Consider the following 16,777-nt stretch of genomic DNA (forward strand, 5'->3'; position numbering starts at 1 on the left):
GTGCGCCTGGTTGCCGGGTCATAGTTCCGGCCCCAGCGCGAAGTGCAGCCGCAGCGGCTTGTCCTCCTCGGAGATGCCCACCGCCAGATCGAGCCTGACCTGACCGATGGGGGTGACCCAGCGCACCCCGACCCCGGTGCCTATCTTCCAGGCCTCGCTGTAGTCGACGGTGGCGGTCCCGGCGTCCACGAACAGGGCACCGAGCCACTTCTCGCTGAAGCGGTAGTTGTACTCCAGGCTGCCGACGCTGGCGTAGCGTCCGCCGGTCAGCTTGCCATCGTCCCCCCGTGGCGAAATGGTCTCGTAACCGTAGCCCCGGACCGTCTGATCGCCGCCGGTGAAGAAGCGCAGGGAGGGGGGGACCAGGGAGAAATCATCCCCGACAATGGCCCCCTGTTCGGCCCGCATCAGGAAACGGTGATCTTCGCCCAGGGTGCGCAGCCACTTGCTGCGCCCCCACACCCGCATGAAGCTGATGTCGGACCCCCAGTAGGGGCTCGAGAACTCCATCGTCAATTGCTGGCGATCCCCCCAATCCGGCACCAGACCGCCGCGCACCCGCAGCCGTGACCAGGAGACGCCGGGGATCAGCAGCAGGCTGTTCCCCTCGTCCTGACCCTGGACGTAGCGCTCGTTCTCCAGGCGCACAAAGACGTCTCTGTCCCAGCTCTCCGGTCGGCGTGTCCAGCGGTGCACCCCGAAGGTGGCCAGATCGGAGCGGGTGTCGTTGTTGTCGGTGTATTGATAGCCCGCCTGCAGGGAGTAGTAATCCCGCAGCGGGTTACCCACCGGGATCTGGTAGTCGAAGCTGAGCTCCGCTTCCGGCGCCGAGATCTTGGCGGTGCTGGAGAGGCGGTGACCATAGCGGTTCACCCAGGGTTTCTCCCAGGTGGCACTCAGGCGCGGCCCCACGTCCGTGGCATAACCGATACCGGTCTCAATTTCGTGATCGACCCGGTTGGAGAGGGTCACCTGCACCGGCACCCGGTTGCCCTCGGCCTGGCTGATCAGGGGTTTGATGTCCACCTGCTTGAACAGCTTGGTGGAGGAGACATCCTGGGACATCTCCGCCAGACGGATCGCCAGATAGGGGTCGCCGCTCTTGATGTTGATGAGCGGGCGGATCAGGTGCAGTGCCTCCGGCGTCGCGTCATAGCGGATCTCGCCGAAATGGTAGCGCGGGCCAGAGCGAAACAGGATGTAGATCTCCGCCTTGCCCTGTTCCGGGAAAACCTTGACCTGGCTCTTGCTGATCTTGGCGTCAAAATAGCCGCGGGCCAGCCCCAGACTGCCGAGATCCGCCTTGATGGATTCATATTTGCCGTGGTTGAGGGGATCTCCCTCCTTCAGGAGCAGCTTGTCCAGCAGCTCGCTGTACACCTCGTCGCTCCCCGCATCCCCTTCCAGCAGGATGTCGAGGCGCGAGATGATCACGGGTTCCCCCCGCTCAATCTCGATCACCACCTTGGCGGGCGTCTTCTTGTCGCGGTTCAGGGTGATCTTGGGCTGGTAGTAGCCATAGACCTGCAGCGCCTTCTGTACGCTCTCGGTGATCTTGGCGCGGGCGGGGCGGTACTGGCGTTCCTGGTAGACGGGCAGGGCGTTGAGGTAGGCCTCGACGTTATCTTGCTGCTCTCCCCTGACCCCCTTGATCTGGTAGGTCAACTTGGCCGCCATGGCGGGCATCGCCATCAGCCAGAGAGCGAGGGCGAGCAGCAAGAGACCGGGCCCGGGGCGACGGGATCGCCCGGATGAAGTGCTCCCGGTGAGAAAAGTAGGATAGCATCCTGTCAAACGTCAGTTTCCCCGAATAACATGATTTAAAGATTGTGTTATTTAGTACGATACCGAGACTCATCCCGGGCGAATGCCGCTCATCCTAGCATAATCGCGACGGCGAAATCCCACGCTCGGGGCCCCTTTGCGTGCCGCTCTGCCACCCCCGGTGCGGGGATCGCTTCGGCCCTGCAAGGAGCCAGCCGGGTGTGAGGAGCCAAACTGCGCACAATCCGGGCAAGGGGCGAACAAAACGCCACCACCTGCCCCGCCACGCCGGATCTCCCCTGGCGGCCTTGGGCTGGCAGCAGGGTCCGGTTCTTCGCGACAACCCTTGTCGGACACCCCGCATCCGGCGGGTTTCGTCAACCCGTCCCCCTCGACTTGCTCCGTGCCCTCTTCCCCGCCCTGCCTGCTATTGAACAGGAAAATAAGCTTAAATCAATCACTTGAATAGATGGCACTAAAGCTTCGTTCAATTCAATCGATTTATCCCGCTGCCCCTGCGCTCCTGCCTGTCCCACACTGATCCCAATCATCGCAGGAGAGACCCCATGCACCTACGTAGCGAACAACTGGCTGACTACATCGCCGACCGACTCGAGTTCATCACCTTCCTGGCCTGCTGCAGCGCCCTGCTGGCCCTGCTGACCGGCATGAACGGTCAGCAGGCCCTCGCCTTCACCGCGCTCAATCTGCCCTTTGGCCTGGCCCTGCTGCTGGGCATGGCCCTGCTCGCCCCCCTGCCTGTCCACTGGCGCCTGCCCGGCATAGTCCTGCTGCTGGTGAGCGCAGCTCTGGCCACCCTGCAGATGGGGGGCAACTGGCTCAACCCCCTGGCCATCTGGAGCCTCTATGCCCTGCTGGGGCTGGAGATCCTCTGGCAATCCCGGGCCAGGGTCCCCCTGGCCACCGGCCCCCGGAGCCGGGTCTCGCGCCCGAGGGGCTGACGCGGAGGCGCAATTGCAGTAATCTTGCGCCCCCTTTCCCCTCGCCGAGGAGCATTCCGATGAAAAAAGCCTGTGCCCAGCACATCCTGGTCAAGACCGAGAAACAGTGTCTGGAAATCAAGGAGAAGCTCGCCAAGGGCGCCGATTTCAGCCAGATGGCCAAGCGTTTCTCCACCTGCCCTTCCGGCAAGCGTGGCGGCGATCTGGGGGAGTTCTCCAAGGGGGACATGGTCAAGTCCTTCGACGATGCCGTGTTCAAGGGGGAGTTGCTGACCGTGCTGGGGCCGGTGCGCACCAAGTTCGGCTTCCACCTCATCAAGGTGCTCTATCGCAACTGATCCAGGGCGACGAGGCCATCGGTTCTCTGAGCCGCACGCCCGGGATTGATGATCATTTACTAACGTTATCAGGCAATTAAGTTTATCCTTCTGGGCATAGTTCCATCCTGTCCCGTGGATCCCTCATATGCACAGCTCTTTGTGGTGGCCGCTGCTGACCTGGCTATTGCCCCTTTGCGGGGCCCTTGGCAGCCGCGCCCATCTCTGGCCCTGGTGGCTCGGCTTCATCCTCTGTCTCGCCAGCGCCCTCCTCAGCCTCGTGCTGCTGCTGCGCCTGCCCTGGCGTTATCGCCGCACCACCAACCTCTGGCCGGATATCTGGGGCATCACTCCCCTGCTGTTGCCCCTGCTGTTTCTCGCCCAGGCGCTGCGCTCCCCCCTCACCAACGACGTCAGCACGGATCCCTACCATCCGCCACGGCTCCAGTGGGCCGAGCTGCTCAGAAGCCCGGAGGATCTCCCGATCTCCCCCCCGCCCCTGCAAGTATTTCCAGGCAACCCCGGTCCTCTCTATACCCGGGCATCCCCGGTCGAAGTGCTCGCGGAAGCCGAGGAACTGATGACGGAGCTGGGCTGGCAGGTTCATCCGGGCAGCGAGGGTATCGATGCCGTCGTCACCACCGGCTGGTTCGGGTTTCAGGATGACGTGGCCCTGCGGGTCTTTGCCGGGCCCAAAGAGACCCGTATCGACATGCGCTCCGCCTCGCGCCAGGGGCGCAGCGATCTGGGGGTCAACCGGGCACGGATCATCGATTTCCTGAATCGGTTGAACGAGCGTCTGGGCGGGGCCTACAAGCCCAAGATGGAGAAGCTCAAAAAAGAGGAACAAGATGCGCATTGAGGTCAAACCGGACCGGGCCTACGCCTGGTTCATCCGCCCCTTCTTCTGGCTGCAGAAACGCAACTACGGTCAGGTGCTGATCCCGGGCAAGTGCTGGGGGCGCTCCCCCAGGCTGTTCGCCGCGGTCGCCACCCTCTACGGCGTCATCAACCGCAAGCGCTCCCCCATCGACCCCGTGCTGCGCTCCCTGGTGACGGTGCGGGTCTCCCAGCTCAACTGGTGTCGTTTCTGTGTCGACATCAACGCCATGACCCTCGTCAAGCGGACAGGCTCCAGCGACAAGGTGGAGGCGCTGGCCCGGTGGCGCGACAGCCCCTTGTTCGACGAGCGGGAGCGGGCCGTGCTGGACTATGCCGAGGCCATGACCGGGCTAGATGGCGTGAGCGACGAGCAGGCCGCCCGCCTCAAGCCCTGGTTCGATGACGACGCCCTGGTGGAGCTCACCGGCCTCATCGCCTTCCAGAACATGTCCGCCAAGTTCAATGCCGCTCTCGATATCGCTCCCCAGGGGTTCTGCCAGTTGCCGGTGCAACCCGAGCGCCCCCTCGACAAGGGGCAGGGATGAACCAGGCACGCCTGCTGCTGTTGCTGGCGATGGGGGCCCTGGTCGGCACCTTCTTTGCCCTCGACCTTGACCACTATCTGAGCCTCACCCAGTTGCAGGCATACCAGGCGCGCCTGACCCTTTGGGTCGACCGCCATGTTGTCGCAGCCAGCCTGCTGTTTCTGGTGATCTATGTGCTCACCACCGCCCTCTCCCTGCCGGGGGCGGCCCTGCTCACCCTGGCGGGCAGCGCCGTCTTCGGCATCCTGTGGGGGCTCTTGCTGGTCTCCTTTGCCAGCTCCCTCGGCGCCACCCTGGCCTTTCTCAGTGCCCGCTTCCTGCTGCGGGACTGGGTCGAGACGCGCTTTGGCGACAAGCTGGCGAGCGTTCAGGCCGGCATGCAAAAGGAGGGGGCCTTCTATTTGCTGAGCCTGCGCCTCATCCCCCTCTTCCCCTTCTTTCTGGTCAACCTGGTGATGGGGCTCACCCCCATCAGAGTCAGCACCTACTACTGGGTCAGCCAGCTCGGCATGCTGCCGGGCACCCTCGTCTACGTGCTGGCGGGGAGCGAGCTGGCTACCCTCACCAGCACAGGCAACCTCTTCTCCCCCGACCTGCTGGCCGCCCTGACCCTGCTCGGCCTGATGCCCTGGCTGATGCGTGCCTTGCAGCGCCGTCTCGCCCTCTACCGGTTGCACGCCCCCTACCGCAAGCCGGCGCGCTTTGACTACAACCTGCTGGTGATAGGCGCCGGTGCCGGAGGCCTGGTCACCAGCTACATCGCCGCCGCGGTGAAAGCCAGAGTGGCCCTCATCGAGCAGCACAGGATGGGGGGGGATTGCCTCCATACCGGCTGCGTCCCCTCCAAGGCGCTGATCCGAAGCGCCCGCTTCGCCATTGAACAGCGCAAGGCCACAGAGCTTGGTTTTACCCCGAACCAGAGCCGCGCCGACTTTGCCGCCGTGATGGCGCGGGTCGCCCGGGTCATCGAGGAGGTCGAACCCCACGACTCGGTGGCGCGCTATGAAGGACTCGGGGTGGAGTGCATCCAGGGGCGGGCGCGAGTCACCTCCCCTGGGAGGTGGAGGTCAACGGCAAGCGCCTGACCAGCCGTCATATCGTGATCGCCACCGGCGCCCGCCCCCGGGTGCCCGCACTGCCGGGGCTGGACAGGGTTCCCTACCTCACCTCCGACACTATCTGGCAGCGACTGCGTGAGCCCCCCCGCCATCTGCTGGTGCTGGGAGGAGGTCCCATCGGCTGCGAGCTGGCCCAGAGCCTGGCCCTGCTCGGTATCCCCGTCACCCTGGTGGAGCAAGGCCCTCAGCTGCTGCCCCGGGAAGATAGGGACGTCGCCGGGGCCCTGGCCGCGCAGCTGGAGCACGACGGCGTCACCCTGCACCTCGGCTGGCAGGCTACCTCGGCCGGGTATATGGACGGTAAAGACACCAACCTGCCCATCCGGCTGCACCTGCGCCGGGGGGACGAGACGCTGGTGGTTGAGGGGGACCAGCTGCTGCTGGCCCTTGGCCGGGAGGCCAACGTGAGCGGTTTCGGGCTGGAGGCGCTGGGGGTTGAACTGGCCCCCGGCGGCACCCTGGCCATCGACGGCTTCCTCGCCACCAACTACCCCAGCATCCTGGCGGTGGGGGACGTTGCCGGCCCCTACCAGTTCACCCATTTTGCCGCCCATCAGGCCTGGTATGCCGCCATCAACGCCCTCTTTGGCCAGTTCAGGCGCTTTCGGGCAGACTACAGGGTCATGCCGGCGGCCACCTATACCAGTCCGGAGATAGCCAGGGTCGGCCTCAACCAGAAAGAGGCTCATGCCCGAGGCATCCCCTTCGAGTCGACCCGCTTCGAGATGGCCGAGCTGGACAGAGCCATCACCGACGGCGAGTCAGGGGGCTTTGTCGAGGTGCTGACGGTGCCGGGCCGTGACAGGATACTCGGGGCCACCATAGTGGGTGCTCACGCCGGCGAGCGGATCGCCGAGTTTGCTCTCGCCATGCGCCACCGCCTGGGACTTGGCAAGATCCTCGCCACCGTTCACCCCTACCCCACCCTGATGGAGGGGAACAAGTACGTGGCTGGCGCCTGGCGCCGTGCCCGTCAGCCCGGGCGCCTGCTGGCGCTGCTGGCCCGTTATCACCGCTGGCGCCGCGGCGCCTGACTCTGACGAGGCAACCATCATGTTCACGACCCGACTTCGCGCCCTGCTCCGTCCCCTGATGGCCGCTGTCCCCCTGCTGCTGGCCTCCCCGCTCCACGCCAATGACGCATCGTGGCAGCAGACCCTGCTGGCCGCCAGGGGGCAGACCGTCTACTTCAACGCCTGGGGGGGCAGCCCCGAGATCAACGCCTACCTGGTGTGGGCCAGGCAGGAGATCGCTCGCCAGTACCAGGTCGAGCTGGTGCAGGTGAAGGTGGATGACATCGCCCAGAGCGTGAGCCAGTTGCTGGCCGGCAAGCAGGCTGGCAAGACGTCGAACGGCCCCATCGACCTGCTCTGGGTCAACGGCGAGAACTTCAAGGCGCTCAAGGAGCAGGGGCTGCTGGGGGACCCCTTTACCGACGAGCTGCCCAACATGGCCCTGGTGGACACCACCCTGCCGGTGAGTGAAGACTTCACCGTGCCGGTCGAGGGGCTGGAGGCCCCCTGGGGCATAGGCCAGCTCAATCTGATGGTGGATGGCGACCAGGTAGACGCACCTCCCACCTCGGCGGCAGCCCTGCTGGCCTGGGCCAAGTCTCACCCCGGCCGCTTCACCTACCCCAAGCCTCCCCAGTTTCACGGATCGAGCTTTCTCAAGCAGATCCTGCTGGAGCTGACACCGGATCCGGCGCCCCTCTATCGGGAGGCGACCGATGCCGACTTCCTTCGCATCACCGCCCCTCTCTGGGCCTGGCTCGACCAGCTTCACCCCGCGCTCTGGCGCAAGGGCAGGCTCTTCCCCACCGGCGCCGCCGAGACCAGGCAATTGCTCGATGACGGCGAGCTGGCCATGGCCATCAGCTTCAACCCGGGGGAAGCCCAGAGTTCGGTGCAAAACGGCACCCTGCCCCCCACCGTCCAGGCCATCGCCATGGAAAAAGGGGCGCTCACCAACAGCCATTTCCTCGCCATCCCCTTCAATGCCTCCGCCCGGGCCGGGGCCAAGGTGGTGGTCAACTTCCTGCTGAGCCCCGCCGCCCAGGCGCGCAAGAGTGACCCCGCCTTCTGGGGGGATCCCAGCGTGCTGCGCCAGAAGGCGCTGCCAGGCCAGACCCGTCCGGCATTGCGCTTCAAGGGGGTGGCAGAGCCCCACCCCAGCTGGCAGACGCGGCTGGAAGCGGCCTGGGCCGAGCGCTACGGCCACTGATCCATCATGCAGGCGCGCGCCCCTCTTCTCCTCCTGCTGCCCTTTTTGATGCTGGGAGCCTTGCTACTGGGGATCCCGCTCGTCGGGGGCCTGCTGTTGCTGGTCATCGAGGGGCTCACCCCCGCCAATCTATCCCTCTTGCTCCCCCAGCCCGGACTCTGGCACTCCGCAGGGTTGAGTCTCTGGGTGGCGGGGGCCTCCACTCTGGGGGCCCTGGCCGTCACCGCCCTGCTGCTCGCCCAGGGGGACGGGCGTCCCTGGATGCGCTGGCTGCGCCGCCTGCTCTCCCCCCTGCTGGCGCTTCCCCACATCGCCTTTGCCATCGGCATCGCCTTTCTGATCGCTCCCTCCGGCTGGCTGCTGCGCCTCGTCGCCCCCCTGCTTGACCTCACCCATCAGCCCCCGGACTGGCAAACCCTCAAGGATCCCTGGGGCCTTGGCCTCATCGTGGTGCTCATCCTCAAGGAGACCCCCTTCCTGCTGCTGATGGCGCTGGCGGCACTGGATCCCGCCAAGGTGGCGCGCCAGCAGTGGCTGGGGGCCAGCCTCGGCTTCAGCGCCCCCCGGATCTGGTGGCGCCTGCTGCTGCCCTCCCTCTGGCCCGCCCTGCGACTGCCCCTCTACGCGGTGGCCGCCTATGGTCTGGCGGTGGTGGATCTCGCCCTGCTGCTGGGGCCGGATGCCCCGCCGCCCCTGGCGGTGCGACTCTGGCTCTGGTATCAGGATGCCGACCCCGCCTGGCGCGGCGCCAGTGCCAGCGGCGCCCTCTTGCTGCTCGCCCTCAACCTGCTGCTGCTTGGCGCCCTCAGGCTGCTGGAGCGGGCCCACCTCACCCTCGGCAAGGCACGCTGGCTGGATGGGCGACGCGCCCCCGCCTCGCCCTGGCCCGCACTCATTGCCCGCATCGGCGTGTGGGAGCTGCTCCTGACCAATCTGCTGGTGCTCGCCGCCCTGCTGCTCTGGTCCCTGACCCGGCGCTGGTCCTTTCCCACCCTCTGGCCGAGCGAATGGAGCAGCCACCACTGGCAGGCTCTGCTGCCGAGCCTGGGCCCGCTGCTGTGGCAGAGTCTGTGGCTGGCCCTGCTCTGCGCCGCGCTCTCCCTGCTGCTGGCGGTGCTCTGCCTCGAGGCGTTGCCTGCGCGCCGCGCCACACGCACCCTCTGGCTTGTCTGCCTGCCTCTGCTGCTGCCCCAGGCCAGCCTGCTGTTTGGATTGCGCCTTCAGACCGACGGGCTGGGATTCACTGGCATAGGCCCAGGCTGGGTACTCTGGAGCCAGTTGATCTTCGTCTTTCCATACGTCTATCTCTGCCTGCACGGCCCCTATCGCCAGTTCGACGAGCGCCTCACCCGGGTGGCCCTCACGCTCGGGGCAAGCCCCTGGGGGGCCTGGTGGCGAGTCAAGGGCCCCCTGCTCGCCCGTCCCCTGCTGTTCGCCTTCGGTGTCGGAGCGGCGGTGAGCCTGGCCCAATACCTGCCGACCCTGCTGTTCGGGGGCGGGCGGGTCATCACCATCACCACGGAGGCGGTGGCCATCGGCAGCGGCCTCAACAGGCGGCTGGCGGGGCTCTACGGCCTGCTGCAACTGCTGCTGCCCCTTTTCATCTATGCCCTGGCGCTCTGGCTGCCGCGGCGCATCAACCCCGCACTGAGGCCCTGACCCGATGCTGCACACCTCCACACTCACCCTCTTCCTCGACGACGCCCCCCTGCTGACGCTCCCCCCCCTCAGGGTGGCCCCGGGCGAGGTGCTCACCCTGATGGGACCGAGCGGCTGTGGCAAGAGCTCCCTGCTGGCGGCGCTGGCGGGAGTGCTGCCACCCGGGGGGCCCATCCGGCTGACCGGGGACATCCTGCTCGGCGCACATCGCCTCACCCCGCTGCCCCCCCAGGAGAGGGGCATCGGCATCCTGTTTCAGGATGACCTGCTGTTTGCCCACCTGACGGTGGCCGAAAATCTGATGTTCGGCATGCCGGCGCATCTCAAGGGGATGGCGGCAAGGCAGACCCGGGCCCGCGAGGCGCTGGCCGAGGTCGGGTTGGAGGCTCAGGTGGACAAGCTGCCCGGGGCGCTCTCCGGCGGCCAGAAAGCCCGCGTCAGCCTGCTGCGTGCCCTGCTGGCCGAGCCCAGGGCATTGCTGCTAGACGAGCCCTTCTCCCGCCTCGACAAGCCGCTGCGGGCGGCATTCAGAACCCTGGTGTTCGAGCGCCTGCGCACGCAGGCCATCCCCGCCCTGCTGGTGACCCACGACGAAGAGGATGCGCCGGGCACCATCTTGCAGCTGATCCCCCCAGCCATCCCCGAAGAGGAGCACCACCTTGTTTGATCGCCACCTGATCCCGGTTATCCGCCGCCCCCTCGCCGCGCTCGCCCGCCCCCTGTGCCGGGCCGGGGTGAGCGCCAACCAGGTGAGTCTCGCCGGCTTTCTCATCGGCATGCTGGCGCTGCCGCTGCTGGCCTTTGGCTGCTATCAATGGGCGTTGGCGGCGATTCTGCTCAACCGGCTGCTGGACGGGCTGGATGGCGCCGTGGCGCGGGAAACGGGCATCACCGACTGCGGCGGGTTTCTCGACATCACGCTGGATTTCATCTTCTACGCCGCCGTGGTGCTGGGCTTTGCCCTCGCCGACCCGGCCAACGCCCTGGCCGCCGCCACTCTGCTGTTCGCCTTCATGGGCACGGGATCGAGCTTTCTGGCCTTTGCCATCATGGCGGGCAAACGGGGCATCGAGAGCCCCGTCTACCACCACAAATCCCTCTACTATCTGGGCGGGCTCACCGAGGGGAGCGAAACCATCGCCCTCTTCGTGCTCATGTGCCTCTGGCCCGCCACCTTCGTGCCACTGGCCTACGGTTTCGCCCTGCTCTGCGCCATCACGACCCTGACCCGGATCTGGAGCGGCTACCACACCCTGCGCTGACGGGATCCCGGGGGCGCGCCGGCACGGAGCACTTGCGCCTGCACGCCAATGTTTTACCATGACGGCACTCTTTTTCAGGCTCACGAGAACCCTATGCGTCGCCTTGTCTGTGTCCTCTCCCTGTTTCCCCTGATCTACGGCTGCAGCAGCACGCCGGCGCCCAAGCCCGTGGTCAAACCCCAACCCAACAGCGCCTTCATCAACCAGACGCCGCCGAGCAAACCCTTCTACGGACAGGTGAGCCAGCCCGGGGTCAGCAAGGGGGACTTCGCCAATCGTTCCAACGTGGACAACTTCGTGCAGCGGATGGTGCAAAAGCACGGTTTCGACAGCGCCGAGCTGCACCGGGTACTGGCCCAGGCCGAGCGTTATGACTGGATCATCAAGCTGATGGACGCCCAGGCCCCCACCACCAGACCGCCCACCGGCCCGACCGGCGCCTGGAACCGCTACCGCGCCAAGTTCATCACCCCGGACAACGTGCAGAACGGCGTCAACTTCTGGCGTGAATACGAGAGTGAACTCAACCGGGCGCAGCAGATCTACGGGGTGCCACCCGAGATCATCGTCGGCATCATCGGGGTGGAAACCCGCTGGGGTCGGGTGATGGGCAAGACCCGCATTCTCGACGCCCTGGCGACCCTGGCATTTGACTACCCGCGCCGCGCCGACTTCTTCACCGGCGAGCTGGAAGCCTTCCTGGTGATGACCCGGGATGAGGGTATGGATCCCACCGAACCCAAGGGCTCCTATGCCGGGGCCATGGGCTACGGCCAGTTCATGCCGTCGAGTTTTCGCAACTACGCGGTGGACTTCAACGGCAACGGCCACACCAACCTGTGGGATCCGGTGGATGCCATCGGCAGCGTGGCCAACTACTTCAAGGCCCACGGCTGGGAGAAAGGGCAGCCGGTGGCGGTGCGCGGTCAGGGACAGCTGCCGGGCTATGAGCACGGCTTCCAGACCCGCTACCCGGTAGCCACCCTGCGCGGTGCCGGGCTGGCTCCCACCGGCTCCCTTGGCAATCACAAAGAGGCGAGCCTGCTGCGTCTGGATGTCGGCACCGGTTACCAGTACTGGTACGGCTTGCCGAACTTCTACGCCATCACCCGCTACAACCACAGCACCCACTACGCCATGGCGGTATGGCAGCTTGGCCTTGCCGTCAGGGATGCCAGAGGCGGCTACTGAGTCAGCCTCAATGCCAACGAAAACGGGCCCGATGGGCCCGTTTTGCTATTCGTTCTCCAGCAACCAGCGCTTGAGCAGGGCGGCCAGCTGCTCCTGTTCGGCCAAGGTCAATGGGGCCAGCAGGCGGCGCTCGTTCGCCACGTGCTGTTCCACCGCATGGTCAACCAGCTCCCGCCCCGGCTCCGTCAGGCAGACCAGCAGGCTGCGCCTGTCATCGGGGGAGGCTTCACGTCTTATCAGGCCACGCTGCTCCAGCTTGTCGAGCCGGGCAGTCATGGCCCCTGAACTCAGCATGGCGGACTGGTAGAGCGCGGTCGGAGTCAGCGGCTCACCGGCCCGACGCAGGGTCGCCAGGATATCGAAGTCAGACCCCAGCAGACCGCACTCCTTGAGGGTCTCGCTCACTTCGCGCCCGGCGATCGCCGCCATGCGCGCCACCCGCCCCAGCACCCCCATGGGGGAGCAGTCGAGGTCCGGGCGCTGCCGGGCCCACTGGACCAGCAGCTGATCTACATGATCACTCTCCATTCGGGCTCCATTATCTTTACATGAAGATACTTGATAATAAACCAACTCGCGGCTAATGTATCTTTACTTAAAGATACTTTGTTACGAGATAACCATGCCGCTGCTGATCGCCCTGCTCGCCCCCCTGCTCTGGGGCAGCACCTATGCCGTCGTCAGTCTCTACCTGACCGACTACTCCCCCTACTGGGTGGCCGTGTGGCGCGCCCTCCCCGCCGGGGTGCTGCTGCTGTTGCTCCATCCCCGCAGACCGCCTCTCGTCTGGAGCAGGCAGTTCCTGCTGGCGTTTTGCAACATCACCGCCTTCTTCGCCCTGCTGTTCGTGGCGGCGTTCCGCCTGCCCGGCGCCGTGGCGGGTACGTTGGGAGCGACGCTGCCCCTCATCCTGATGGGGCTGGCCTGGCTGCAAGACGGTGTCAGACCGACGCTCAAGTGGCTGTTGCTGGGGGTGATGGGGCTCGTCGGGGTGCTCTTGTTGCTCAATCCCTCTGCCAATCTGGATCCCGTCGGCGTGGCGTGCGCCCTGCTCGCCACCCTGCTCATCGGCCAGTCGAGCCGCTGGATGCAACGCTGGCCGGTGGACGATCTGCTGGCCCTGACCGCCTGGCAGCTGCTGCTGGGCGGCCTGATGCTGATCCCGCTGGCCTGGTGGCTGGCCGGCCCCATGCCCCTGCCCAAGGCTGACGCCACTCCCGGGCTTATCTGGCTGGTGATCCTCAACACGGCCCTGGCCTACTGGGCCTGGCTCTGGGGACTCAAACGCCATGGCCCGGAGGTGATGGGGATGCTGGCCCTCACCAATCCCATGGTGGCGGTCTCCTGCGGTGTGCTGATGGTGGGAGAAACCCTGGATGGCCGTCAGTGGCTCGGCATCGGCATCATCCTGCTCTCTCTCTTCCTGATGAAGCTGCCGGCCCGCTCCTTCCTCAAGCGCTGGCAGAACCGCAAGGCCGCCACCGGCAGCGTCGACAACGGCTGATCCGCAGTCAACCCGACACAAAAAAAGAGGAGCCACCAGGGCTCCTCTTTCACATGGGTTGTTGCCGTAAGGGTCAAACGCCTGCCTTGGCCAGGGCGGCGGAGACGATCTGCTGGGCTTCCTGCTGGATGAGGTCCAGGTGCGCCTCCCCCTTGAAGCTCTCCATGTAGATCTTGTAGATGGACTCGGTGCCGGAGGGGCGCGCCGCGAACCAGCCGTTCTCGGTCACCACTTTCAGGCCGCCGATGGCGGCATCGTTGCCAGGCGCCTTGGTCAGCTTGGCGAGGATGGGCTCACCGGCCAGGGTGGAGGCTTCCACCAGGGCCGGATCCAGCTTGGAGAGCACCGCCTTCTGGGCGCTGTTGGCCGGAGCATCGATGCGGCGGTAGCTGGAGCGGCCGAATCTGGCTTCGAGCGCATCGTAGTGGGCCTGGGGATCCTTGCCGGTCACCGCCAGGATCTCGGCCGCCAGCAGCGCCAGGATGAAGCCATCCTTGTCGGTGGTCCAGACGGTACCGTCCTTGCGCAGGAAGGAGGCACCCGCGCTCTCCTCGCCGCCAAAGCCGAACTCGCCGCTGTAGAGACCGTCCACGAACCACTTGAAGCCGACCGGCACCTCTTTGAGGGTGCGACCAATCTCGCCGGCCACCCGGTCGATCATGGAAGAGGAGACCAGCGTCTTGCCGACGGCCGCCCCCTTGGGCCAGCCGGTTCTGTGGGTGAACAGATACTGGATGGCCACCGCCAGATAGTGGTTCGGATTCATCAGGCCCGCCTTGGTGACGATGCCGTGACGGTCGTAGTCAGGGTCATTGCCAAGGGCGATGTCGAACTTGTCTTTCAGAGCAATCAGGCTCGCCATGGCGAACGGGCTGGAACAGTCCATCCGGATCTTGCCGTCTTTGTCCAGGGTCATGAAGGAGAAGGTCGGGTCGACCTTGTAGTTCACCACCTCGATGTCCAGACCGTAGCGCCTGGCGATGACGTCCCAGTAGGCGACGCCGGAGCCACCCAGCGGATCCACGCCGATCTTGATGCCAGCCTGCTTGATGGCGGCCAGATCCAGCACGTTTTCGAGATCATCCACATAAGGGGTGACATAGTCGTGTTCCACCACGAACGGGCTCTTGAGGGCCTCGGCAAACGGCATCCGCTTCACGCCGGCCAGGCCCGCTTCCAGGATCGCGTTGGCGCGGTCTTCCACCCACTTGGTGATCTCGCCTTCGGCAGGACCGCCGTGGGGCGGGTTGTATTTGAAGCCACCATCTTCCGGCGGGTTGTGGGACGGGGTGATCACCACGCCGTCCGCCTGCGCCACGGGTTTGCCTGCGTTGTGGCGCAGGATGGCATGGGAGATGACCGGGGTCGGCGTGAAGCCGAGGCCGGCCTGAATGCGGGTCTCGACACCGTTGGCCGCCAGCACTTCCACCGCGCTGGCAAAGGCGGATTCAGACAGGGCATGGGTATCCATGCCGACGAACAGCGGCCCCGTGATACCGGCCTGCTGGCGGTACTCCACCAGCGCCTGGGTCACCGCCAGAATATGGGATTCGGTAAAGGCGCTGTGCAGGGCGCTGCCGCGGTGACCGGAGGTGCCGAAGGCGACCCGCTGCTCAGGGCGGCTCATGTCCGGCTTGTTGAGGTAGTAGGCGCTGACCAGACGGGGAATGTTGGTCAGATCGCAAAGACGAGCCGGCTGACCGGCGTGGGAATGCTGTGCCATGGCGTTTTCCTTGAGCTGAGCCTTGCCCGGCAAGGCCTGAAGTCATTGATGGGTTAAACGGCGCCGCACACCCGAGCCGTCAGATCCTCGTCATAACCCATGCTGTTCATGAGCTGAGCCACCATGTTCTGCTTGCGGCTGGTATTGGTATTGGTGATCACCCAGAACGGGGTCTCCGGTACCGGCTTGGGCTTGGTGGTGCTGCCACTGGCACGCAGCGCTTCCGGGTCACGGGAGAAATAGACGCGCTTGCGCCCTTTTATCTCGGTCGCCTGGGTGAAGCCTTCCGGGTTGTCCCGATAGAGGGTGCTCAATACCAGCATGAAGCGGTTGATGGACTTCTCTTCTTTCTGAAGCTCGCCGGAATCCAGCAGTGCCTCCAGCCCCATGGCATCGGCCACTGGTTGCGGTTGCATCGCAGGCGCGGCCGCCACGGTTGCCGTGCCAGCCTGGGCGGGTTGCTCCAGCAGGCGACGCAGGATATCGGACGCACTCTCGCCGATGTGCCGGGTCTGGCTCGCGATAAAGAAGTAGAGATCGTCATCAAGCTCGATGGTTTTCATAGGGATGCGCTGGACTCGTCGAAATTCGGATGCGGCGATTATACATAGGCAGACCCGGCAGCCCAAGCAAGGGGCGGACAGATGTGCATGAATCTCCTTGAGAATACGGCATAATGACAGGCCAAGTGTGTGATCCCCCGCACTGATAGCCGATCCCGGGGAGATATTTTTGAAAAAAAAACCACAAAAAATCCCCCCATCAGGAATGAAATCCTTTTCTTTCAGTGTGTTAAAAATTATGGCGATAGAGCCCACGACCGATAAGGTGTCATTTTGCAACAATACCCACGATTGAACTTCAAGGAACAGGGCGAAGGCCCGACTGTCGTGCTGATCCATGGCCTCTTTGGCAGCCTGGACAACCTCGGCCTGCTGGCGCGCCCCCTCAGCGAACAATACCGGGTCATCAGCGTCGATCTGCGCAATCACGGCGCCTCCTTTCACTCGGACGAGATGAGCTACCCGGCCCAGGCGGAGGACATCCTGGCCCTGCTGGACCATCTTGGACTTGAACAGGTGGCCCTGGTGGGTCACTCCATGGGGGGCAAGGTCGCCATGCAGGTCGCCAAGCAGGCCCCTCACAGGGTCAGCAAGCTGGTAGTGGCGGACATCGCCCCGGTGGCCTATCCCCACGCCCGCCACAAGAACGTGTTTGCCGGGCTCAATGCCACGCTGGCCACGCCCCCCCAGAGCCGCAGCGAGGCGGAAGCCATGCTGGCCGAGCACATCGAGATCGCCGGGGTGCGCCAGTTCCTGCTCAAATCCTTCGCCAAAGGGGAGTCTGGATGGGGGTGGCGTTTCAACGTGCCGGCCCTTGAGCGCAACTACGCCAACATCATGGGCTGGCCCGACGATGAACGCCGCTTCGAAGGCGCGACACTCTTCATCAAGGGGGGCGACTCCGACTATATGCTGCCCGAATACACCGGAGCCGCGATGGCCCAGTTCCCGGCCGCCAAGGCCCGCGTCATCGCCGGCACGGGTCACTGGCTGCACGCGGAAAAGCCGGTTTTGTTCAACAAACTGGTTGTGGATTTCCTGTCGACAGGCGGTTAACAGTTTCA

General features: G+C 65.2%; 15 protein-coding genes and 1 pseudogene. 12 read left to right on the forward strand and 4 right to left on the reverse strand.

Annotated elements, in window-relative coordinates; genetic code table 11:
- Nucleotides 1–18 precede the first annotated feature (18 nt).
- Nucleotides 19–1,794, reverse strand: a complete 1,776-nt coding sequence (gene tamA / locus C2U30_RS06275; protein ID WP_103243429.1) for an autotransporter assembly complex protein TamA — start codon at nt 1,792–1,794, stop codon at nt 19–21.
- 536 nt (nt 1,795–2,330) lie between these two features.
- Between tamA and C2U30_RS06280 the strand changes: the two genes are divergently transcribed.
- From C2U30_RS06280 to mltB, 10 genes and pseudogenes are all read left to right on the forward strand, one after another.
- The gene (locus C2U30_RS06280) at nt 2,331–2,726 is read left to right on the forward strand and encodes a hypothetical protein (RefSeq protein WP_010674121.1); all 396 of its coding nucleotides are present in this window, start codon (nt 2,331–2,333) and stop codon (nt 2,724–2,726) included.
- Between the two features lie 59 nt (nt 2,727–2,785).
- On the forward strand, nt 2,786–3,064 hold the full coding sequence (locus C2U30_RS06285; RefSeq protein ID WP_039039827.1) for a peptidylprolyl isomerase: 279 nt from the start codon (nt 2,786–2,788) through the stop codon (nt 3,062–3,064).
- A 127-nt stretch (nt 3,065–3,191) separates the two neighbouring features.
- Complete coding sequence (locus C2U30_RS06290; protein WP_103243430.1) at nt 3,192–3,905, forward strand: DUF1499 domain-containing protein; 714 nt, start codon at nt 3,192–3,194, stop codon at nt 3,903–3,905.
- Nucleotides 3,895–4,470: a carboxymuconolactone decarboxylase family protein gene (locus C2U30_RS06295; RefSeq protein WP_103243431.1), complete on the forward strand. Its 576-nt coding sequence runs from the start codon at nt 3,895–3,897 to the stop codon at nt 4,468–4,470. The genes C2U30_RS06290 and C2U30_RS06295 overlap by 11 nt, the downstream gene beginning before the upstream one ends.
- A pseudogene (locus C2U30_RS06300) lies at nt 4,467–6,622 on the forward strand (FAD-dependent oxidoreductase). The gene C2U30_RS06295 and the pseudogene C2U30_RS06300 overlap by 4 nt, the downstream one beginning before the upstream one ends.
- A 19-nt stretch (nt 6,623–6,641) precedes the next feature.
- Nucleotides 6,642–7,811: an ABC transporter substrate-binding protein gene (locus C2U30_RS06305; RefSeq protein ID WP_103244659.1), complete on the forward strand. Its 1,170-nt coding sequence runs from the start codon at nt 6,642–6,644 to the stop codon at nt 7,809–7,811.
- A gap of 6 nt (nt 7,812–7,817) precedes the next feature.
- Entirely contained in the window at nt 7,818–9,470 is a 1,653-nt protein-coding gene (locus tag C2U30_RS06310) for an ABC transporter permease (protein WP_103243432.1), read from the forward strand.
- A 4-nt stretch (nt 9,471–9,474) separates the two neighbouring features.
- Nucleotides 9,475–10,137 (forward strand): ATP-binding cassette domain-containing protein, encoded by a 663-nt coding sequence (locus tag C2U30_RS06315; protein WP_103243433.1) that lies wholly within the window; start codon nt 9,475–9,477, stop codon nt 10,135–10,137.
- Entirely contained in the window at nt 10,130–10,732 is a 603-nt protein-coding gene (locus C2U30_RS06320) for a CDP-alcohol phosphatidyltransferase family protein (RefSeq protein WP_103243434.1), read from the forward strand. The genes C2U30_RS06315 and C2U30_RS06320 overlap by 8 nt, the downstream gene beginning before the upstream one ends.
- A 93-nt stretch (nt 10,733–10,825) precedes the next feature.
- Nucleotides 10,826–11,923 (forward strand): lytic murein transglycosylase B, encoded by a 1,098-nt coding sequence (mltB, locus tag C2U30_RS06325; RefSeq protein WP_041212714.1) that lies wholly within the window; start codon nt 10,826–10,828, stop codon nt 11,921–11,923.
- 45 nt (nt 11,924–11,968) lie between these two features.
- Here the strand turns inward: mltB and C2U30_RS06330 are convergent, their stop codons facing one another.
- Nucleotides 11,969–12,451 (reverse strand): MarR family winged helix-turn-helix transcriptional regulator, encoded by a 483-nt coding sequence (locus C2U30_RS06330; RefSeq protein ID WP_103243435.1) that lies wholly within the window; start codon nt 12,449–12,451, stop codon nt 11,969–11,971.
- Nucleotides 12,452–12,545: 94 nt separating this feature from the next.
- Between C2U30_RS06330 and C2U30_RS06335 the strand changes: the two genes are divergently transcribed.
- A complete protein-coding gene (locus C2U30_RS06335; RefSeq protein ID WP_103243436.1) occupies nt 12,546–13,427 on the forward strand; it encodes a DMT family transporter in 882 nt (293 codons plus the stop codon).
- A gap of 73 nt (nt 13,428–13,500) precedes the next feature.
- Here the strand turns inward: C2U30_RS06335 and pgm are convergent, their stop codons facing one another.
- Together pgm and seqA are read right to left on the reverse strand one after the other, a co-directional pair.
- A complete protein-coding gene (pgm, locus tag C2U30_RS06340) occupies nt 13,501–15,150 on the reverse strand; it encodes a phosphoglucomutase (alpha-D-glucose-1,6-bisphosphate-dependent) (protein WP_010674109.1) in 1,650 nt (549 codons plus the stop codon).
- A 53-nt stretch (nt 15,151–15,203) separates the two neighbouring features.
- On the reverse strand, nt 15,204–15,713 hold the full coding sequence (gene seqA, locus C2U30_RS06345) for a replication initiation negative regulator SeqA (RefSeq protein ID WP_010674108.1): 510 nt from the start codon (nt 15,711–15,713) through the stop codon (nt 15,204–15,206).
- A gap of 291 nt (nt 15,714–16,004) precedes the next feature.
- Here seqA and C2U30_RS06350 point away from each other — a divergent pair, with 291 nt between their 5' ends.
- A complete protein-coding gene (locus C2U30_RS06350; protein ID WP_103243437.1) occupies nt 16,005–16,769 on the forward strand; it encodes an alpha/beta fold hydrolase in 765 nt (254 codons plus the stop codon).
- Nucleotides 16,770–16,777 lie beyond the last annotated feature (8 nt).

Origin of the sequence: Aeromonas sp. ASNIH5, assembly GCF_002902865.1 — a bacterium.
In the GTDB taxonomy this organism is placed as follows: domain Bacteria; phylum Pseudomonadota; class Gammaproteobacteria; order Enterobacterales; family Aeromonadaceae; genus Aeromonas; species Aeromonas caviae.